Genomic DNA, 21,418 nt, shown 5'->3' with positions numbered 1-21,418 from the left:
CCCTCTACAGAAAATTCCCATACGGAAATTCCCTCGTCCAAGGGGGTACGGTCCCAAGACCGCAGATCGGGGGCAAACACCCACCGAGTGCCTGGAAGGCACCGTGCTGACGCTTCCCAGAAGATTCCCGTACGTCCGCCCCATTGCTGCCCCGAAAGGCAGATAAGGCGACGAGTACTGTGGGACTCGCTTCCGGTCCTCCCGGCGGGAGGCGCGCAGCATCGGCACTCAGCCGAGCAACTTGAGTAGTCTGCCATACGGGACACGTCCCTGGCCAATCGGGCCGAAGAGAATACCCCGCCACGCTGAGTGGTCAAACCGCACCACGCGGCGGGGGTCCCGGCGGCGCCTCCGGGGCCGGCTCAGGAGCGCGTCAGCGCGCCACAACCCGGCTGCCGGTCGGCATCCAGGCCCTTGCTGCGGTCGTACGGATCCACCGGAGTGCCGGAGGGAGTGGGCCCGGCGGGGGCGTCCTCGTCGAAGGCGGGGTGCAGGAATCCGTCGTGCACATCACACGCGCTGTTGGCCAGGTCCACGTCGACGTTCTCCAGCCAGAGCTTCCCGGCGGTGGCCTGCCACGTGCGCGGGTCGGCGACGGCGAAGGTGATCTCGCGCCGTACGACGGAGCGCTCGACCTGCTCCGCGCCCGGCGTCGCCTTCACGAACGGGTAGACGAAGGTGTAGTCGACCAGCACCCTGACCCGGCCGGTCCCCTCGCCGGGCTCCACCCACATCCGGCCGCGGACCTTGACCACGTCGCCCACGGGCTTCAGCTCGGCCGGATCGGCCCGGGTGAAGACGTGCAGCGGGTCGTTCTCCTTGCTCGGGGTGGTCAGGGACTGCTCCAGACGGGCCGGCCCCTCCTTGAGCTTCGGGTCGAGCAGGTCCAGCGCCGCCGTGGGGCGCTCCCCGCGCAGGGTCGCCGGGTCCAGGTTGGCCGTGACCAGGAACCGCTTGACCTTCTCCAGCGCGTCGGCGACCTGCTCCTTGCTCATCCCGCCGACGGCCCGGGCCTCCGGGAGCTCGATGCCGGCTGCCCCGTCGGCCCACTGGAGGGCCGGGGAACCTCGGAAGGGGTCCGCGAGCGTGGGCCGGTCCGGATCCACCGAGGTGGGCGGGGCGCTCGGGCGCGCCGTCTCGGCCGCCAGCCGCTCCCCCGCCCCGGCGCCGGAGGTCCCCTCGCCGGTGATCCTGTCGATGACCAGCTCCGGCCGGATCGCGATCACCGCGAGGGCGGCGACGAAGGCGATGGCCAGCGTGGCCTTCAGGCGCCGCCCGGTCCTCCCCCGGCCCCGCGTCTCCTGCCAGGCGGGTCCCGTACGCCAGCCGGGCGGTTGCGTACCGCGTCCGGCCCGGGCTCTCCCGCCCAGCCCCTTCTTCGCCGCCCGGGCGCGCTGTTCGTCCTCGCGGCGCAGCCGTTCGGTCACCATCCGGGCCCGGGCGGACGGCTCCTTGGGAGCTTCGCCGGAGCCCTCCCCCGCCTGTTCCAGGAACCGGGCCCACTCCTCGTCGGAGACGGCCGGTCCGCCGTGATCGTCGTTGTTCGTTGCCACGTCCCCACCCCTGATGTACGGCTTCACAGAGCGGCGGGGCCCCTGGACATGGTCCGGGGGCCCCGCCGTCGGAACCGACCCTAGCTTTCGGGCCGGGCGCCCCGTCCGGCGCCCTCCGGGGCCGCGAAGGCCGGGAGGGCCAGGGCTCCGGCCAGCTGTTCGCGCCAGTCGGCGAGGGGGGTCAGGCCCGCCGCGGCCCAGCGGTCGTGGGCGAGGACACTGAACGCCGGGCGGACGGCGGGGCGCGCGAACGCCGAGGAGTCGGTCGGCCGGATCCGCTCGGGGTCCAGGCCGCTCAGCCGGTAGGTCTCGCGGGCCAGCCCGAACCAGGTGGTCCGGCCGCTCGCGGTGCCGTGGTAGATCCCGCCGGGGGCCCGGCCCGCCAGCGCGGCCAGGCCCAGCTCGACCAGGCGGCGGGCCAGTGCGCGGGACCAGGTGGGCTGGCCGTGCTGGTCGTCGACCACGTCGAGGGTGTCGCGCTGGGCGGCCAGCCTGAGCATGGTGGCGACGAAGTTCGGGCCGTGCTCCCCGTAGAGCCAGGCGGTCCGGACCACGTAGCCGTCCCGCGGCAGCAGCTCGGCCACGGCCCACTCACCGGCCAGCTTGGAGCGGCCGTACGCGTTGACGGGGCCGGTCGGGGCGTCCTCGGGGTACGGCAGCGGGGCGTCGCCCGGCAGCACGTAGTCGGTGGAGACGTGCAGCATACGGGCCCCGGCCGCGGCGCAGGCCTCCGCGAGGACCCGTACGCCGGCGCCGTTGACGGCGGTGGCGGCCTCCTCCGCCGTCTCCGCCCCGTCGACGTCGGTCCAGGCGGCGCAGTTCACGACCACGGCGGCGTCGGCCACGGCGGCCCGGACGGCGGCCGGGTCGGTGATGTCGAGACCGGTCCGGGACAGGCCCACGGCCCTGATCCCGGCGTCCTCCAGAACGGCCAGGACGTCCCGGCCGAGCATCCCGGCGGCGCCGGTGACGAGCCAGCGCCCGCCTGCCTGGTTCGCGGTCACGCGCGCAGCGCCGCCTTCGCCTTCAGCGGCTCCCACCAGGCGCGGTTCTCCCGGTACCAGTCGACGGTCGCCGCGATTCCCTCCTCGAAGGTGACCTTCGGGGCGTAGCCGAGCTCGGAGCCGATCTTGCCGATGTCGATGGAGTAGCGCAGGTCGTGGCCCTTGCGGTCCTCGACCTGCTCGACCATGTCCCAGCCCAGGCCCGCGGCCTCCAGCAGGACGGCGGTGAGCTCCTTGTTGGTGAGCTCGACCCCACCGCCGATGTTGTAGACCTCGCCGCCCCGGCCCCGGCGCATCACCAGGTCGATGCCTCGGCAGTGGTCGGAGACGTGCAGCCAGTCGCGCACGTTGCCGCCGTCCCCGTACAGCGGGACCTTGCGCCCGTCCATCAGGTTCGAGACGAACAGCGGGACGACCTTCTCCGGGAACTGGTGGTGCCCGTAGTTGTTGGAGCAGCGCGTGACGACGACGTCCATCCCGTGCGTGCGGGCGTAGGCCAGCGCGAGGAGGTCCGAGGAGGCCTTGGAGGCGGAGTACGGGGAATTGGGCGCAAGTGGCCACTCCTCGGTCCAGGAGCCCTCACTGATCGACCCGTAGACCTCGTCGGTGGAGATGTGGACGAAGCGGCCGACACCGTGCTTGCGGGCGGCGTCCAGGAGGACCTGGGTGCCCACGACGTTGGTCCGTACGAAGGGGCCCGCGCCGGCGATCGAACGGTCCACGTGGGACTCGGCGGCGAAGTGCACGACGACGTCGTGGCCGGGCATCACCCGGTCGACGGCCTCCTCGTCGCAGATGTCTCCCCTGACGAAGGCGTATCCGGGGTGGTCCGCGACCGGCGCCAGGTTGGCCTCGACGCCGGAGTAGGTCAGCTTGTCGAGGACCGTGATCCGCGCGGTCGCATCCGCGCCCAACTGCTGCCGGACGAATTCCGAACCTATGAAACCGGCACCGCCGGTTACGAGGATGCGCATAATCCGAAGAGTAGCCGCCTGTCGAACAGCTCTCGCATAGGTTCTGCACATGCGAGGAATCCTCTTAGCCGGCGGTACCGGATCCCGGCTCTGGCCGTTGACCCGTGCGGTGTCGAAGCAGCTGCTGCCCGTCTTCGACAAACCGATGATCTACTACCCGCTCTCCACGCTGGTCATGGCAGGGATCAGCGAGATCCTCGTCATCACCACCCCGGACGACCGCGACCAGTTCGAGCGACTGCTCGGTGACGGTTCACAGTTCGGCATCCGGCTCGAGTACGCCGTCCAGGAGCGCCCCGAGGGCATAGCCCAGGCCTTCGTGCTCGGCGCCGAGTTCATCGGCGACGAGTCCGTCGCCCTGATCCTCGGCGACAACATCTTCCACGGCAGCGGCCTCGGCACCCGGCTGGCCGAGCAGGCGGACGCCAAGGGGGGCCGGGTCTTCGCCTACCCGGTGGCGGACCCCACGGCGTACGGCGTGGTCGAGTTCGACGGGAAGGGCCAGGTCGTCTCCATAGAGGAGAAGCCGGTCGTGCCCAAGTCCCGCTACGCCGTACCGGGCCTCTACTTCTACGACAACCAGGTCGTCGCGATGGCCCGCGGCCTCGTGCCCAGCGCCCGCGGCGAGCTGGAGATCACGGCCATCAACGAGGCCTACCTCCGGGCCGGCGAACTGCACGTCACCATCCTCGACCGCGGTACCGCCTGGCTGGACACCGGCACCTTCGTGGCGATGGTCCAGGCCTCGGAGTTCGTCCGGGTCATCGAGGAACGCCAGGGGTTCAAGATCGGCTGCATCGAGGAGGCCGCCTGGCGGGCCGGGCTGATCGGCTCCGCGCAGCTGCGCGCGCTGGCCGAGCCGCTCACCAAGAGCGGTTACGGGGACTACCTGCTCGGTCTGCTGGAAGAGGAGGCCGCCCGGTGAAGTTCCGCGAGCTCGCGATCCGGGGCGCCTACGAGATCGTTCCCCAGCAGCACGGCGACCCGCGCGGCATGTTCATGGAGTGGTACCGCTTCGACCGCCTCGCCGAGGTCGTCGGGCACCCGCTGAACCTGGCGCAGGCCAACCTCTCGGTCTCCCAGCGCGGTGTGGTCCGCGGCATCCACTTCGCCGACGTCCCGCGCGGCCAGGCCAAGTACGTCACCTGTGTCCGCGGAGCCGTGCTCGACGTCGTCGTGGACCTGCGGGTCGGCTCCCCGACCTTCGGCCGCTGGGAGGGGGTCCGGCTGGACGACGTGGACCGGCGCGCGGTCTACCTCCCCGAGGGCCTCGGCCACGGCTTCTGCGCGCTGAGCGACGGCGCCACGCTCTCCTACCTCTGCTCGGAGACGTACAACCCGACGGGGGAGCACGCGGTCCACCCGCTCGATCCCGCCCTGGGCATCGAGTGGCCGGCGGAGGTCCCGCTGCTGTCGGCCCGCGACGGGGCAGCCCCGTCGCTGGCCGACGCCCTGGCGTCCGGGCTGCTGCCCGACCATGCCGCCTGTCTGGAGTTCACGGAGTCCCTGCGGGCGCGGTGACCGCCGACGCGCACGGGGCTCCGTACGACGAAGGGCCCCTTCTCCGTCGCGTGAACGACGGGGAAGGGGCCCTTCTGTCAAACATGGTGCCCGTTCGCACGGACTACCAGGTCAGAACACGAATTACTTCGTGATCTTGGTGACCTGGCCGGCGCCCACGGTACGACCACCCTCACGGATGGCGAACTTGAGGCCCTCCTCCATGGCGACCGGCTGGATCAGCGCGACCGTCATCTCGGTGTTGTCGCCCGGCATGACCATCTCCGTGCCGGCCGGCAGGGTGACAACACCCGTGACGTCCGTGGTACGGAAGTAGAACTGCGGACGGTAGTTGTTGAAGAAGGGGGTGTGACGGCCACCCTCGTCCTTCGACAGGATGTAGGCCTGGGCCTCGAACTCGGTGTGCGGGGTGACCGAACCGGGCTTGATGATGACCTGGCCGCGCTCGACGTCCTCGCGCTTGATGCCACGGAGGAGCAGACCGACGTTCTCGCCCGCCTGGCCCTCGTCGAGGAGCTTGCGGAACATCTCGATACCGGTGACCGTGGTGGTGGTCTTGGTCTCCTTGATACCGATGATGTCGACGGTCTCGTTGACCTTCAGGACACCACGCTCGATACGGCCGGTGACGACGGTACCGCGACCGGTGATCGTGAAGACGTCCTCGACGGGCATGAGGAACGGCAGCTCGGTGTCACGCGGCGGGGTCGGGATCGCCTCGTCGACGGCAGCCATGAGGCCGAGAAGCTTCTCGCCCCACTCCTTGTCGCCCTCGAGCGCCTTCAGCGCGGAGACGCGGACGACCGGAAGGTCGTCGCCCGGGAACTCGTAGTCGGAGAGGAGCTCACGAACCTCGAGCTCGACGAGCTCCAGGATCTCCTCGTCGTCCACCATGTCGGCCTTGTTCAGGGCGACGACGATGTACGGAACGCCGACCTGGCGGGCCAGGAGCACGTGCTCCTTGGTCTGCGGCATCGGGCCGTCGGTGGCGGCGACCACGAGGATCGCGCCGTCCATCTGCGCGGCACCGGTGATCATGTTCTTGATGTAGTCCGCGTGACCGGGGCAGTCGACGTGGGCGTAGTGACGCGCCTCGGTCTGGTACTCGACGTGCGCGATGGAGATGGTGATACCGCGCTGGCGCTCTTCGGGAGCCTTGTCGATCTGGTCGAAGGCCGAGGCCTCGTTCAGGTCCGGGTACGCGTCGTGCAGCACCTTGGTAATGGCGGCCGTGAGGGTCGTCTTACCGTGGTCAATGTGACCGATGGTGCCGATGTTGACGTGCGGCTTAGTCCGCTCGAACTTCGCCTTCGCCACGGGGTCCTCCTGGAGAGTGGTTCTGTACGCCTTACTCATCGGCGCCAGGTGATCTTTGCTGGAAAGCCGGTACCCCGGGGCAACGAGAGGGTTACTCCTGTTGCCCCAGAGGCTCCGGTGACAAGCCTAAAGCGTGTACTCGGAAGAGTTACTCGCCCTTGGCCTTCGCGATGATCTCCTCAGCGACGTTCCGGGGAACCTCGGCGTAGGAGTCGAACTGCATCGAGTAGCTGGCGCGACCCGAGGTCTTGCTGCGGAGGTCTCCGACGTAGCCGAACATCTCCGAGAGGGGCACGAGGCCCTTCACGAGGCGAGCACCGTGACGCTCCTCCATGGCCTGGATCTGGCCACGACGGGAGTTGATGTCACCGATGACGTCACCCATGGACTCCTCCGGCGTGGTGACCTCGACGGCCATCATCGGCTCGAGGAGCACGGGAGAAGCCTTGCGCGCGGCCTCCTTGAAGGCCTGCGAACCGGCGATCTTGAAGGCGAGCTCGGAGGAGTCGACCTCGTGGTAGCCACCGTCGAGAAGGATGACGCGGACGCCAGTCATCTCGTAGCCGGCGAGGATGCCGAACTTCATGGCTTCCTGCGCACCCGCGTCGACCGAGGGGATGTACTCCCTCGGGATGCGGCCACCGGTGACCTTGTTCACGAACTCGTACGCCGGACCGTCGGCCTCGAGGATCGGCTCGATCGCGATCTGCACCTTGGCGAACTGACCGGTACCACCGGTCTGCTTCTTGTGGGTGTAGTCGTGACGCTCCACCGTCTGGCGGATCGTCTCGCGGTAAGCGACCTGCGGCTTGCCGACGTTGGCCTCGACCTTGAACTCGCGCTTCATACGGTCGACCAGCACCTCGAGGTGCAGCTCGCCCATACCACCGAGGATGGTCTGGCCGGTCTCTTCGTCCGAGTGAACGTGGAAGGAGGGGTCCTCCTCCGCGAGAGACTGGATGGCGACACCCAGCTTCTCCTGGTCACCCTTGGACTTGGGCTCGATGGCGACCTGGATGACCGGAGCCGGGAAGTCCATGGACTCCAGGATCACGGGTGCCTTGTCGTCACACAGCGTCTCACCAGTGGTGGTCTGCTTCAGGCCCATGACGGCGACGATGTCACCGGCGCCCACCGCTTCGATCTCTTCACGCTTGTTGGCGTGCATGCGGTAGATCTTGCCGATGCGCTCCTTCTTGCCCTTGACGGAGTTCAGCACCGAGGTGCCGGCCTCCAGGCGGCCCGAGTAAACCCGGACGAAGGTGAGCTTACCGAGGTGCGGGTCGCGCATGATCTTGAACGCGAGCGCCGCGAGGGGCTCGTCGTCCGAAGGCTTGCGCTTCACGACGACCTCGGCGTCCTTGACGTCGTGGCCTTCGATGGCCTCGATGTCCAGGGGCGACGGGAGGTAACGGACGACGGCGTCGAGCAGGGGCTGAACGCCCTTGTTCTTGAACGCCGTGCCACAGAACACCGCGGTGATCGTGGCGCCGTTGCCCTTGCCGGAACCGATGATGATGCGACGCACGGCGGCGTGCAGCTGCTCCACGGACGGCTCGTCGCCGTTCAGGAAGAGCTCCATGATCTCGTCGTCGTTCTCGGCGACGGTCTCGACCAGCTTGGCGTGCCACTCTTCAGCGGCTTCCTTGTGCGTGTCGGGGATGTCGACGATGTCGTACATCTCGCCCTTGGTCGCCTCGGCGGACCAGACGAACGCCTTCATGGTGACCAGGTCGACAACGCCCTGGAAGTCCATCTCGGCACCGATGGGGAGCTGCATCACGATCGGAACCGCACCGAGGCGGTCCTTGATCATGTCGACGCAGCGGTGGAACTCGGCGCCGGTGCGGTCCAGCTTGTTGACGAAGCAGATGCGCGGAACGCCGTAGCGGTCGGCCTGACGCCAAACGGTCTCGGACTGCGGCTCCACACCGGCGACACCGTCGAACACGGTGACGGCGCCGTCGAGGACGCGGAGCGAACGCTCCACCTCGACGGTGAAGTCAACGTGACCCGGGGTGTCGATGATGTTGATGGTGTGGTCGACGTCTTCGAGCGGCCAGTGGCAGGTCGTCGCGGCAGACGTGATCGTGATGCCGCGCTCCTGCTCCTGCTCCATCCAGTCCATCGTGGCAGCGCCGTCGTGGACTTCACCGATCTTGTAAGACACACCGGTGTAGAACAGGATGCGCTCGGTGGTGGTCGTCTTGCCCGCGTCGATGTGAGCCATGATGCCGATGTTGCGCACCTTGGCCAGGTCAAGCGAAGTGGTAGCCATATCGGCTCAGTCTTCTCTCGGTCTCGATGTGGGTTGGGACTACCAGCGGTAGTGCGCGAAGGCCTTGTTGGACTCGGCCATCTTGTGCGTGTCCTCACGCTTCTTGACGGCAGCGCCAAGACCGTTCGACGCGTCGAGCAGCTCGTTCATGAGGCGCTCGGTCATCGTCTTCTCGCGGCGGGCGCGGGAGTAACCCACGAGCCAGCGCAGCGCGAGGGTCGACTGACGACCCGGCTTGACCTCGATCGGCACCTGGTAGGTGGCGCCACCGACACGGCGGGACTTGACCTCGAGCGACGGCTTGACGTTCTCCAGCGCGCGCTTCAGCGTGATGACCGGGTCGTTGCCGGTCTTCTCGCGGAGGCCTTCCATGGCGCCGTAAACGATGCGCTCGGCGGTGGAGCGCTTGCCGTTCAGGAGGATCTTGTTGATGAGCGACGTCACCAGAGGAGATGCATAGACCGGGTCGATGATGACCGGGCGCTTCGGGGCGGGGCCCTTACGAGGCATTTCTACTTCTCCTTCTTGGCGCCGTAGCGGCTGCGGGCCTGCTTGCGGTTCTTGACAGCCTGGGTGTCAAGCGCACCACGGATGATCTTGTAACGAACACCCGGCAGGTCCTTCACACGGCCACCACGCACGAGCACGATGGAGTGCTCCTGCAGGTTGTGTCCCTCACCCGGAATGTAGGCCGTGACCTCGATGCCGGAGGTCAGACGCACACGCGCGACCTTACGGAGCGCCGAGTTCGGCTTCTTCGGGGTGGTCGTGAACACACGCGTGCAGACGCCGCGACGCTGGGGCGAAGCCTCAAGCGCGGGGGTCTTGGTCTTCTCGACCTTGTCCTGCCGGCCCTTCCGGACCAGCTGCTGGATCGTAGGCACTACTTCTCCGGTTTCTGTGTGCCGTGTAGTGAAGCTAACCTGGAACATTTGCCGACCCACGCGGTCGGGTGTGTCGGATCCGGCGGACCTCCACGCAAGCGTGGAAACGCATGAATCGCGGTGGCTTGTACGGCTCAAGTGCGGTTGATGGACACGCACAGGAGCCCAGGCACACCCCAGGCACAAGGTCTGAGCGTACCCACCGCATCCACTCCGGTCAAAACAAAAGCCCCTGCCCCGACCGCCCGAAGGACCCGCAGGCCAGTAGCCGCACGGCCGAGACCGCTACGCAGTCCCTCCGATGCGCGCACGCGGTGTGCGTGTGCTAAGAGGCGGTGGGGCAGGGGGCGCAATGCGTCAGTCCCGCCCCTGGCGTGCGGCCCTCGGCGGCGGCCCTCGGCGGCGGCCGGCGCGTCGGACAGGTCCGAGGGCGCTTCGGCCCCGGCTCCGTCCGGCTCCAGGAACTGGCTGACGACCTTGACGAAGACCTCGCGCCGGCCCTCGGGGACCCCGAGCCACCGGGCGAAATCGCCGATGGCCGCCGGTCCGCCACCGGGCGGCAGGTCCTGGGAGGCCAGCGGGAGCTCCTCGGGGCCAACCCGGCCGGAGCGGATCAGCACGTCGCGCACCGAGACGCCCAGCAGGGGGCGATCCGACGCATGGTCTCCAGGTCGGGCATGCTCTGGCGCTGGAGCAGCCGCGTGACGGCGGACCGGTGGACCCCCGCCTCGTCGGCCATCCGCGACTTGCCGCCACCCCTGGGGGTGTCGATGTCGTACCCGCGCTGCCGCATCAGTCCTTAGACCCAGGCCGCGAACACGTCCAGTTCGAGAGTGCTCATGCGCCGCTCCTCAAACGCGCGGTCCGCACCATGAGACCCAGCCCACCGTGCTTGCGCGCACAGAATTATAACCTTCACAAATCAGGCAAAGCAGAAGGTAAAGGAATCTTGATTGCGCGCTCGCACGCAAGGTCAGGCACCCGGGAGCGTGCGGCCACCCGGATGCGGCTGACCTCCACCTCCCTCTTCGAACTGGAGCTCTCCAGCGGCATGCCCAGCGGTGACCCCGTCCTCGTCCCGGGGATCGCGGGTTCCGTCACCCCGTGGACCTGGGCCGCCGGGTACACCATCGCGACCTCCGCCACCTACGCGGCCGCCGAGTGAACACCGACGCCCCGGACCGCGCGATCTTCCGTTCGCGCGGGTCGACGGATCGCTGGCACTGCTGGTGCAGCGCGGCGACCGGACAGACCGTCAACTCGCCGACCACGAACCCCGGCTGGGCGCCCTGGAGCTGACCCGCTGGCCGCTCGCCCGCGACACCGCCATGGCAGCGGTCTCGGCGATCGCCATGACGGCCTGGCAGATCACCTCCAATGAACGGCAGTTGGCACCCACCGTCGAAGGGCCGTCGCCAACACGGCGGCCCCCGGCGGCCGCTGGTGGCGCCGGGCGACCGCCCTTCACCGACCTAGACTGGCGAATCGGACAGAATCCGCCGCACGTCGAAGTCGATCAGCAGGGGAGCAGAGCTTTGGGGACCGTGGCCCAGGAGACCACCGAGCAGGACAGCCCACCCCCCCTCCAGAACCGGCCCGCACCGCGCCGCCGCCGCGCCGCCCGCCGCCTCTACGGCCCGCTCCTCGCCTTCCTCATCGCCTCCGGCGCCTTCTGTGCCTCCTGGGTGGCCCGGGGCACCTACCCCTTCGGCAGCACCGGCCGCGCCATCAACGACCAGGCCAACCAGTACGTGCCCTTCCACCGGGCCCTGTGGGACCTGGTGCACGGACAGGCCGCCGGCGACCTCCTGTTCACCTGGCGCGGCGGCTTCGGCCAGCAGTTCCTGTCCGACTACTACACCTACCTCGGCAACCCCTTCTCCTGGCTGGTCGTCCTCGTCCCCCGCGAGCACGTGGACCTCGCCGTCTTCGCGATCACCCCGCTCACGATGGGCACCGCGGCCGCCCTCATGACCGTCTACCTCGGCAAACTGCACCCCGGCCCCTGGTGGCAGCGGGGCGTGCTCGGAGCCGTGTACGGGCTGTGCGGCTGGGCGGTCAGCGACGCCTCCTACATCCCGATGTGGATGTGGGGCCTGGTCGCGCTCCCGCTCCTCGGCATCGCCGTCGAGTGGTGCCTGGAGCAACGCCGCTGGCCCGGGGTGGCGCTGCTGGTGGCCCTCGCCTGGTTCGGGAACTTCTACACCGCGATGATGGCGACGATGGCCGCCTGCGTCCTGCTGGCCGTCCGCCTGATCGTCCTCGACCTGACCGGAGCGCAGCGGCTGCGCGCCGTGTGGCGGGCCGGCACGGCCGCCGCGACGGGCATCCTGCTCACCCTCCCGCTCCTCCTGCCGTCGTTCCTCTCCAGCGGGTCCGCGCAGCCCACGAAGGCGGCCTCCTTCGATCCGGTGCGGATCGAGGTCTTCCTGACCGGCATGCTGCCCGGCACCTACCTCTGGGGCGGCCGGCCCCGGCTGTACGTGGCCTCGCTCGGCCTGATCCTGGCCGGGTCCTTCCTCCTCAACACGGCGATCGCGCGCAGGACCCGCCTGGTGTGGGCGGCCGCGGCCCTCCTCGTCGTCCTCTCCTTCCAGTTCCCGCCGACCCAGTACGTGTGGCACGGGCTGGCGGTGCCGAACGGCAACCCCTACCGCGAGGCCTTCGTCTTCAGCGGAATGCTGGTGGTCCTCGCCTGGCTGTCGCTGGCCAACCGCCCGCGCCCGCTCCACCTGGCCCTGACCGCCGCCCTGCTGGTCGCCGCCACCTTCGTGCTCCGCCACACCAACGACTTCGGCGGCGCGACCTGGCCGGCGGTCCTCGGCGGCGGCTCGGTCTCCCTGCTGGCCCTGGTCCTGCTGGCGCTGGGCGGGAAGCATCGCGTACTGGTCCCCGTGGCCGCCGTCCTCATGGCCGGTGTGGTCCTCGCGGAGTCGACGGCCGCCGCCGCCAATGCCGACGCCCGCCGCTCGCGCGAGCGCTGGGCGAAGCCGGAGACCACCTCCAGCAGGTCGATCACCCAGCACCTCGACGCCGTGCGGTCCGTGAACGGCTGGCCCGCGTACCGGACCGACTCGGGCGCCCCGCAGACCTCGTACAACGACGCCCTCGCGCTCCAGGCGCAGGGCCCGCAGTACTACAGCAGCTACCTGCCCGAGGTCACGTACAAGGCCCTCGAACCCCTCGGCTACGGCTACAAGAACGACGGCCGGACCTTCTTCGGCGCCGACAACCCCGTCCTGGACGCGATCTTCTCGATCGGCGCCCGGGTCGAACCGGGCCGGGAGAAGGACAGCTGGACGGCCCGCAGGTTCCCCGCCCCGCCCCTGGTCACCGTCCGCACCGCCCCGTACTCCTCCCCCAACCCCGCGGACAGCGTCTACGCCCACCAGGAAGAGGTCCTGGGCGCCACCGTCTACGGGGTCCCGCCCGTCACCCGCGGCGGCACACCCACCGAGCAGACCTACGCCGCCCGGTGCACCCCCGGCTCCGAGGCCTTCTGGTACTCCCCCGCGCTCTACGGCACCCTCGCCTCCGGCGGCTCCGAGAAGCCCCTGGAGGACCGGATGGCAGGCGTCCTGCGCCTCGGCGAGGTCCCGGCCTCCGGCCGGATCGACGTCACCGTGCGCACCCGTACCCAGAACGCCACCGCCGGGGAGCACCCCATCGGCTGCCTGGACCGGGCCGGGCTCACCAACGCGGTCGGCCGGCTCACCGACACGGGCGCCACCCAGGTCACCGCGGGCGGCCACAGCATCGAGGCAACCCTCCCGAAGGACTCCACCGGCACGGCCGTCTTCGCGATGACCGGCGTCCCCGGCTGGCAGTGCGCCGCGAACGGCAGGGCCACCACCCCCACCTCCTTCCACGGCCTGGTCTCGCTCCCCCTGCCCTCCGGCACCGACCGCGTCTCCTGCACCTTCACCCCGAAGGGCCTCCCCCCGGGCCTGGCCGCCGCCACCCTCGCCCTCCTGGCTCTGGCCTCGGTCACGGCCACCGGCCTGCGCCGCCGCCGCGACCGGGGCTGATCCCGGGCCCGGACACGAAGAAGCCCCCCGCCTCTCCTCTCGGAGCGGCGGGGGGCTTCTTCGTACCGTCTAGGACTTAGCCGTTGTACGGGCCGTAGTCGTAGTCCTCCAGCGGGACAGCCTGGCCGGAGCCGGTGCCGAAGGGCGAGTAGTCGATGTCGTCGTAGCCGACGGCCGAGTACATCGCGGCCTTGGCTTCCTCGGTCGGCTCGACCCGGATGTTGCGGTAGCGGGCGAGGCCCGTACCGGCCGGGATGAGCTTACCGATGATGACGTTCTCCTTGAGGCCGATCAGGGAGTCGGACTTGGCGTTGATCGCCGCGTCCGTCAGAACCCTGGTCGTCTCCTGGAAGGACGCCGCCGACAGCCACGACTCGGTGGCGAGTGAGGCCTTGGTGATACCCATCAGCTGCGGACGGCCGGAGGCGGGGTGACCGCCCTCGGTGACCACACGACGGTTCTCGGTCTCGAACTTCGACCGCTCGACGAGCTCGCCCGGCAGGAGCTCCGCGTCGCCGGACTCGATGATCGTCACGCGGCGGAGCATCTGCCGGATGATGATCTCGATGTGCTTGTCGTGGATCGACACGCCCTGCGAGTTGTAGACCTTCTGGACTTCGCCGACCAGGTGGACCTGGACCGCACGCTGGCCGAGGATGCGCAGCACGTCGTGCGGGTTGGTGGCACCCATGGTCAGCTTCTGGCCGACCTCGACGTGGTCGCCCTCGCCGACGATGACCTTGGCGCGCTTGGAGATCGGGAAGGCCGTCTCCTCGCTGCCGTCGTCCGGGACGATGACGATCTTCTTCGTCTTCTCGGTCTCCTCGATCCGCACGCGGCCGGCGGCCTCGGAGATCGGGGCGACACCCTTCGGGGTACGGGCCTCGAAGAGCTCGACGACACGCGGCAGACCCTGCGTGATGTCGTCACCGGCCACACCACCGGTGTGGAAGGTACGCATCGTCAGCTGGGTACCGGGCTCACCGATGGACTGGGCGGCGATGATGCCGACCGCCTCACCGATGTCGACCAGCTTGCCGGTGGCGAGCGAGCGTCCGTAGCAGAAGGCACAGGTGCCGACCGCGGACTCACAGGTCAGGACCGAGCGGGTCTTGACCTCCTCGACGCCGTTGGCGACCAGGGCGTCGATCAGGACGTCACCGAGGTCGACGTTGGCCGGCGCGATGACCTTGCCGTCGATGACGACGTCTTCGGCCAGCATGCGGGCGTAGATCGAGGTCTCGACGTCGTCGGCCTTGCGCAGCACGCCGTCCTCGCCGCGAACGGCGATCTTCAGCTTCAGGCCGCGCTCGGTGCCGCAGTCCTCCTCGCGGATGATGACGTCCTGCGAGACGTCCACCAGACGACGGGTGAGGTAACCCGAGTCGGCGGTACGCAGGGCGGTGTCCGCCAGACCCTTACGGGCACCGTGCGTGGAGATGAAGTACTCCAGAACGGTGAGGCCCTCACGGAAGGAGGCCTTGATCGGACGCGGGATGGTCTCGTTCTTCGCGTTCGACACCAGACCACGCATACCGGCGATCTGTCGCATCTGCATCATGTTTCCTCGGGCACCCGAGTCAACCATCATGAAGATGGGGTTCGTCTTGGGGAAGTTCGCGTTCATCGCCTCGGCAACCTCGTTGGTCGCCGTGGTCCAGATCTGGATGAGCTCCTGAGTGCGCTCTTCCTTCGTGATCAGACCGCGCTCGTACTGCTTCTGGACCTTCTCGTCCTTGGCCTCGTAACCCGCGACGATGGCCTTCTTGGCCTCGGGCACGACGACGTCGGAGATGGCCACGGTGACGCCCGAACGGGTCGCCCAGTGGAAGCCGGCCGCCTTCAGGTTGTCGAGCGTCGCCGCCACGATGACCTTGGGGTAGCGCTCCGCCAGGTCGTTGACGATCTCGGAGAGCTGCTTCTTGCCCACCGAGTAGTCGACGAACGGGTAGTCCTCGGGCAGCAGCTCGTTGAAGAGCGCGCGGCCCAGGGTGGTGCGCAGACGGAACTGGTCGCCCGGCTGGAACTCCTGCTCGCCCTCTTCGGCGATCGGGGGCACCCAGCCGCGCGGCGGGATGGTGCCCACCGGGAAGCGGATGTCGACGGCCGACTGGAGCGCGAGCTCACCGTTGTCGAACGCCATGGTCGCCTCGGCCGTGGAGCCGAACGCGCGGCCCTCGCCCTTGACGTCACGGAGCTCGCCGTCGGTGGTGAGGAAGAACAGACCCAGCACCATGTCCTGGGTCGGCATGGTGACGGGACGACCGTCGGCCGGCTTCAGGATGTTGTTCGAGGACAGCATCAGGATGCGGGCCTCGGCCTGCGCCTCTGCCGAAAGCGGCAGGTGCACGGCCATCTGGTCACCGTCGAAGTCCGCGTTGAACGCGGTGCAGACGAGCGGGTGGATCTGGATGGCCTTGCCTTCGACCAGCTGGGGCTCGAAGGCCTGGATGCCGAGGCGGTGCAGCGTGGGCGCACGGTTCAGGAGAACCGGGTGCTCGGCGATGACCTCTTCGAGCACGTCGTAGACGACCGTGCGGCCGCGCTCGACCATGCGCTTCGCCGACTTGATGTTCTGCGCGTGGTTCAGGTCGACCAGGCGCTTCATCACGAACGGCTTGAAGAGCTCCAGCGCCATGGCCTTCGGCAGACCGCACTGGTGCAGCTTCAGCTGCGGACCGACGACGATCACGGAACGCGCGGAGTAGTCCACGCGCTTGCCGAGGAGGTTCTGACGGAATCGACCCTGCTTGCCCTTGAGCATGTCGCTCAGGGACTTCAGCGGACGGTTACCGGGACCGGTCACCGGACGACCACGACGACCGTTGTCGAAGAGGGCGTCGACGGCCTCCTGAAGCATGCGCTTCTCGTTGTTCACGATGATCTCGGGGGCACCGAGGTCGAGGAGGCGCTTCAGACGGTTGTTGCGGTTGATCACGCGGCGGTACAGGTCGTTCAGGTCGGAGGTCGCGAAGCGGCCACCGTCCAGCTGCACCATCGGACGCAGGTCCGGCGGGATCACCGGCACGCAGTCCAGAACCATGCCCTTGGGCTTGTTGCTGGTCTGCAGGAACGCGGAGACGACCTTGAGGCGCTTGAGCGCACGGGTCTTCTTCTGGCCCTTGCCGGTACGGATGATCTCGCGGAGGCGCTCGGCCTCCTCGTCGAGGTCGAAGGACTCCAGACGCTTCTGCAGCGCCGCGGCGCCCATGCAGCCGTCGAAGTACGTACCGAAGCGGTCGCGCAGCTCGCGGTAGAGCAGCTCGTCGCCCTCGAGGTCCTGGACCTTGAGGTTCTTGAAGCGGGCCCACACCTCGTCGAGGCGGTCGATCTCGCGCTGGGCGCGGTCACGGAGCTGCTTCATCTCGCGCTCGGCACCTTCGCGCACCTTGCGGCGTACGTCGGCCTTCGCGCCCTCGGCCTCGAGCTCGGCCAGGTCGGTCTCGAGCTTCTTGGCACGGCCTTCGAGGTCCGCGTCGCGGCGGTTCTCGATCTGCTGGCGCTCGATGGAGACGTGCGCCTCCAGGGACGGGAGGTCGCGGGTGCGGCGCTCGTCGTCCACGAACGTGATCATGTACGCGGCGAAGTAGATGACCTTCTCGAGGTCCTTCGGCGCGAGGTCCAGCAGGTAGCCGAGGCGCGACGGGACGCCCTTGAAGTACCAGATGTGGGTGACGGGAGCGGCAAGCTCGATGTGGCCCATCCGCTCACGGCGCACCTTGGCACGCGTGACTTCGACGCCACAGCGCTCACAGATGATGCCCTTGAAGCGGACACGCTTGTACTTACCGCAGTAGCACTCCCAGTCCCGGGTCGGACCGAAGATCTTCTCGCAGAAGAGTCCGTCCTTCTCGGGCTTGAGGGTGCGGTAGTTGATGGTCTCCGGCTTCTTGACCTCGCCGTGGGACCAGGTTCGGATGTCGTCCGCGGTGGCAAGGCCGATCCGCAGCTCGTCGAAGAAGTTGACGTCGAGCACTGTGCGTCAATCCCTCTTTCGGGGTCGAGTCTCAATCATGGTCTGAACGGTCCCGGGGATGACGGGGGGCTCTTGAGCGAGCCCCCCGTCAGGCCCGTCAGACCTCTTCGACGCTGCTCGGCTCACGCCGGGACAGGTCGATACCGAGCTCCTCCGCCGCGCGGAAGACGTCCTCGTCGGTGTCGCGCATCTCGATGGACATGCCGTCCGAGGACAGCACCTCCACGTTGAGGCAGAGCGACTGCATTTCCTTGATGAGCACCTTGAAGGACTCGGGAATGCCCGGCTCGGGGATGTTCTCGCCCTTGACGATGGCCTCGTAGACCTTCACGCGGCCGGTGACGTCATCGGACTTGATGGTCAGCAGCTCCTGGAGGGCGTAAGCGGCGCCATAAGCCTCGAGCGCCCACACCTCCATCTCACCGAAGCGCTGTCCACCGAACTGTGCCTTACCACCCAGCGGCTGCTGCGTGATCATCGAGTACGGACCGGTCGACCGAGCGTGGAGCTTGTCGTCGACCAGGTGGTGGAGCTTGAGGATGTACATGTAGCCGATCGAGACCGGCTCCGGGAACGGCTCGCCGGAGCGGCCGTCGAACAGGTGCGCCTTGCCGGTCGGGAGGACCAGGCGGTCCCCGTCGCGGTTCGGGATGGTGTGCTCGAAGAGGCCGGAGATCTCGTCCTCGCGGGCACCGTCGAACACCGGGGTGGCGACGTTGGTACCGGGCTCGACGCGGTCGGCGCCGATGACCTTCAGTCGCTCGGCCCACTCCTCGGCGACACCGGAGACGTCCCAGCCGCGGCTGGCGAGCCAGCCGAGGTGGATCTCCAGGACCTGTCCCGGGTTCATTCGGGACGGGACACCCAGGGGGTTCAGGATGATGTCGACCGGCGTGCCGTCCTCAAGGAAGGGCATGTCCTCGATCGGAAGGATCTTGGAGATGACACCCTTGTTGCCGTGGCGGCCGGCGAGCTTGTCACCGTCGGTGATCTTGCGCTTCTGGGCCACGTAGACGCGGACCAGCTGGTTCACGCCCGGGGGAAGCTCGTCGCCCTCTTCGCGGTCGAAGACGCGGACGCCGATGACCTTGCCGATCTCACCGTGAGGAACCTTGAGCGAGGTGTCACGCACCTCGCGGGCCTTCTCACCGAAGATCGCGCGGAGCAGACGCTCCTCCGGGGTCAGCTCGGTCTCACCCTTGGGCGTGACCTTTCCGACCAGGATGTCGCCCGCGACCACGTCCGCACCGATGCGGATGATGCCGCGCTCGTCGAGGTCCGCGAGGACCTCCTCGGAGACGTTCGGGATGTCCCGGGTGATCTCCTCGGGGCCCAGCTTGGTGTCACGGGCATCGACCTCGTGCTCCTCGATGTGGATCGAGGAGAGGACGTCGTCCTGTACGAGGCGCTGCGACAGGATGATCGCGTCCTCGTAGTTGTGACCTTCCCAAGGCATGAACGCGACGAGCAGGTTCTTGCCGAGGGCCATTTCGCCCTCTTCGGTCGCAGGACCGTCGGCGAGGACCTGCGCCTCGATGATGCGGTCACCCTCGTTGACGATGACCTTCTGGTTGACCGAGGTGCCCTGGTTCGAGCGGGAGAACTTGGCGACGCGGTACGTGGTGTACGTGCCGTCGTCGTTGGCGACGGTGATGTAGTCGGCCGAGACCTCCTGGACGACACCGTCCTTCTCCGCCTTGATCGAGTCACCGGCGTCGACCGCACAGCGGTACTCCATGCCGGTGCCGACGAGCGGCGCCTCCGCCTTGATGAGCGGAACGGCCTGGCGCATCATGTTCGCGCCCATGAGGGCGCGGTTGGCGTCGTCGTGCTCGAGGAAGGGGATCATCGCGGTCGCGACGGACACCATCTGGCGCGGGGAGACGTCCATGTAGTCGACGTCGTCGCCGGCGATGTAGTCGATCTCGCCACCACGACGGCGAACCAGCACGCGGTTCTCGGTGAAGCGCATCTCGTCGTTCAGGCCGGCGTTGGCCTGGGCGATGACGAAGCGGTCTTCCTCGTCGGCCGTCAGGTAGTCGACCTCGTCGGTGACGACACCGTCGATGACCTTGCGGTACGGGGTCTCGACGAAACCGAACGCGTTGACGCGGCCGTAGGAGGCGAGCGAACCGATCAGACCGATGTTCGGGCCTTCAGGGGTCTCGATCGGGCACATGCGGCCGTAGTGCGACGGGTGAACGTCTCGGACCTCGAAGCCGGCCCGCTCACGGGACAGACCACCCGGGCCAAGCGCCGACAGACGGCGCTTGTGGGTGAGACCCGACAGCGGGTTGTTCTGGTCCATGAACTGCGACAGCTGGCTGGTGCCGAAGAACTCCTTGATGGAGGCGACGACCGGCCGGATGTTGATCAGGGTCTGCGGCGTGATCGCCTCGACGTCCTGGGTCGTCATCCGCTCGCGGACGACGCGCTCCATACGAGCCAGACCCGTGCGGACCTGGTTCTGGATGAGCTCGCCGACGTTGCGCAGACGACGGTTGCCGAAGTGGTCGATGTCGTCGGTCTCTACGACGATCGAACGACCCGACTCACCGACGGTCTCGGTCTCACCGGCGTGCAGCTTGACCAGGTACTTGATGGTCGCGATGACGTCGTCGGTGGTGAGCACGCCGGCGTCCAGCGGCTCGTCGGCGCCGAGCTTCTTGTTCACCTTGTAGCGGCCGACCTTCGCGAGGTCGTAGCGCTTCGGGTTGAAGTAGAGGTTCTCGAGCAGCGTCTGAGCAGCCTCGCGGGTCGGCGGTTCGCCCGGACGCAGCTTGCGGTAGATGTCGAGCAGCGCGTCGTCCTGGCCCTGGGTGTGGTCCTTCTCCAGGGTGGCGCGCATGGACTCGTACTCGCCGAACTCCTCGAGGATCTGCTCGGTGGTCCAGCCGAGAGCCTTCAGGAGAACGGTGACGGACTGCTTGCGCTTGCGGTCGATGCGAACACCGACCATGTCGCGCTTGTCGATCTCCATCTCGAGCCAGGCACCCCGGGAAGGGATGATCTTGGCCGCGAAGATGTCCTTGTCGGACGTCTTGTCGATGGAGGAGTCGAAGTAGACACCGGGGGAACGGACGAGCTGCGACACGACGACACGCTCGGTGCCGTTGATGACGAAGGTGCCCTTGTTGGTCATGAGCGGGAAATCGCCCATGAAGACCGTCTGAGACTTGATCTCTCCGGTCTCGTTGTTCGTGAACTCGGCGGTGACGAAAAGCGGTGCCGCGTACGTGAAGTCGCGGTCCTTGCACTCGTCGACCGAGTTCTTCGCCGGCTCGAAACGGTGGTCGCGGAACGTCAGCGACATCGACCCGGAGAAGTCCTCGATCGGCGAGATCTCCTCGAAGATCTCTTCCAGACCGGACTTGGTGGGAACGTCCTGTCCGCTCTCAAGCGCCGACTCGACGCGAGACTTCCAGGCGGCGTTGCCGAGCAGCCAGTCAAAGCTCTCGGTCTGCAGCGCCAGGAGGTTCGGAACCTCGAGGGGCTCCTTGATCTTTGCAAAGGAGATGCGCAGCGGGGCGGTGCTGGCACCGTTGTTCGTATTGGTCGAGGCGTTGCGCGAGGCGGCCAAGAGGGGGTCCTTCCGAGGGCTCGGACTCACTACGCGCGTACCGGTCCCAGCTGACACAGAAGACAAGCGCCCCCCATCTGGTCAAAAGGACCAGCTCAGGGCCGTTCAATCAAGTGTGCTCATGCGTGGGCATGCCCCTGGCGACGGGCAGGGGGCAGCTAACAGGCAGCGCAAAGGGTCAGTGTAGCCACTTGGCTCACTGATGTCCAGACCAGGTTTCCGGAAACCGGCAACAGGCCTTCCCCATGTCGTTTCAACTGCGTCCAACGCTTCGGCTCTCGCATACAGAGCGCGTAACAGTAC

The 21,418-nt window shown here is 68.0% G+C and carries 13 protein-coding genes and 1 pseudogene; 4 read left to right on the top strand and 10 right to left on the bottom strand.

The genetic code is table 11. The features are described 5' to 3' along the window. Positions 1–362: 362 nt before the first annotated feature. The 3 genes from OG389_RS22820 to rfbB form a co-directional block, all read right to left on the bottom strand. On the bottom strand, positions 363–1,553 hold the full coding sequence (locus OG389_RS22820) for a hypothetical protein (RefSeq protein ID WP_328300317.1): 1,191 nt from the start codon (positions 1,551–1,553) through the stop codon (positions 363–365). 80 nt (positions 1,554–1,633) lie between these two features. Then, positions 1,634–2,506 carry a dTDP-4-dehydrorhamnose reductase gene (gene rfbD, locus OG389_RS22815; protein WP_443059447.1) on the bottom strand — a complete coding sequence of 291 codons (873 nt, stop codon included), beginning with the start codon at positions 2,504–2,506 and terminating at the stop codon, positions 1,634–1,636. A 47-nt stretch (positions 2,507–2,553) separates the two neighbouring features. Continuing rightward, complete coding sequence (gene rfbB, locus OG389_RS22810) at positions 2,554–3,531, bottom strand: dTDP-glucose 4,6-dehydratase (RefSeq protein ID WP_328300315.1); 978 nt, start codon at positions 3,529–3,531, stop codon at positions 2,554–2,556. A gap of 49 nt (positions 3,532–3,580) precedes the next feature. Between rfbB and rfbA the strand changes: the two genes are divergently transcribed. Beyond that, positions 3,581–4,456 carry a glucose-1-phosphate thymidylyltransferase RfbA gene (rfbA, locus tag OG389_RS22805; RefSeq protein ID WP_328300314.1) on the top strand — a complete coding sequence of 292 codons (876 nt, stop codon included), beginning with the start codon at positions 3,581–3,583 and terminating at the stop codon, positions 4,454–4,456. After that, positions 4,453–5,052 carry a dTDP-4-dehydrorhamnose 3,5-epimerase gene (gene rfbC / locus OG389_RS22800; protein ID WP_328300313.1) on the top strand — a complete coding sequence of 200 codons (600 nt, stop codon included), beginning with the start codon at positions 4,453–4,455 and terminating at the stop codon, positions 5,050–5,052. Before rfbA ends, rfbC begins: the two co-directional genes overlap by 4 nt. 123 nt (positions 5,053–5,175) lie before the next feature. Here rfbC and tuf read toward each other — a convergent pair whose 3' ends face one another. The 5 genes and pseudogenes from tuf to OG389_RS22775 form a co-directional block, all read right to left on the bottom strand. Next, a complete protein-coding gene (gene tuf / locus OG389_RS22795) occupies positions 5,176–6,369 on the bottom strand; it encodes an elongation factor Tu (RefSeq protein WP_266912806.1) in 1,194 nt (397 codons plus the stop codon). Positions 6,370–6,517: 148 nt separating this feature from the next. Continuing rightward, positions 6,518–8,647, bottom strand: coding sequence for an elongation factor G (gene fusA, locus OG389_RS22790; RefSeq protein ID WP_328300312.1), 2,130 nt, complete (start codon positions 8,645–8,647; stop codon positions 6,518–6,520). Between the two features lie 39 nt (positions 8,648–8,686). Next, positions 8,687–9,157 (bottom strand): 30S ribosomal protein S7, encoded by a 471-nt coding sequence (gene rpsG, locus OG389_RS22785; RefSeq protein WP_215023410.1) that lies wholly within the window; start codon positions 9,155–9,157, stop codon positions 8,687–8,689. 2 nt (positions 9,158–9,159) lie between these two features. Then, positions 9,160–9,531, bottom strand: coding sequence for a 30S ribosomal protein S12 (gene rpsL / locus OG389_RS22780; RefSeq protein WP_007265893.1), 372 nt, complete (start codon positions 9,529–9,531; stop codon positions 9,160–9,162). Between the two features lie 395 nt (positions 9,532–9,926). Continuing rightward, positions 9,927–10,324, bottom strand: a pseudogene (locus tag OG389_RS22775) (helix-turn-helix transcriptional regulator); the annotation flags it as partial. A gap of 156 nt (positions 10,325–10,480) precedes the next feature. Here OG389_RS22775 and OG389_RS22770 point away from each other — a divergent pair. Together OG389_RS22770 and OG389_RS22765 are read left to right on the top strand one after the other, a co-directional pair. Next, positions 10,481–10,696: a hypothetical protein gene (locus tag OG389_RS22770; RefSeq protein ID WP_328300311.1), complete on the top strand. Its 216-nt coding sequence runs from the start codon at positions 10,481–10,483 to the stop codon at positions 10,694–10,696. Between the two features lie 64 nt (positions 10,697–10,760). Continuing rightward, positions 10,761–13,559 (top strand): YfhO family protein, encoded by a 2,799-nt coding sequence (locus OG389_RS22765; protein ID WP_328300310.1) that lies wholly within the window; start codon positions 10,761–10,763, stop codon positions 13,557–13,559. A 76-nt stretch (positions 13,560–13,635) separates the two neighbouring features. Here the strand turns inward: OG389_RS22765 and OG389_RS22760 are convergent, their stop codons facing one another. Together OG389_RS22760 and rpoB are read right to left on the bottom strand one after the other, a co-directional pair. Further along, entirely contained in the window at positions 13,636–17,535 is a 3,900-nt protein-coding gene (locus tag OG389_RS22760) for a DNA-directed RNA polymerase subunit beta' (protein WP_328300309.1), read from the bottom strand. 97 nt (positions 17,536–17,632) lie between these two features. After that, on the bottom strand, positions 17,633–21,115 hold the full coding sequence (rpoB, locus tag OG389_RS22755; protein ID WP_328300308.1) for a DNA-directed RNA polymerase subunit beta: 3,483 nt from the start codon (positions 21,113–21,115) through the stop codon (positions 17,633–17,635). Between the last annotated feature and the right edge of the window lie 303 nt (positions 21,116–21,418).

This window comes from Streptomyces sp. NBC_00435, from assembly GCF_036014235.1.
Taxonomy (GTDB): Bacteria; Actinomycetota; Actinomycetes; order Streptomycetales; family Streptomycetaceae; genus Streptomyces.
Note: the sequence above shows the minus strand (reverse complement) of the source record. Positions and strands in the feature narration are given on the sequence as shown.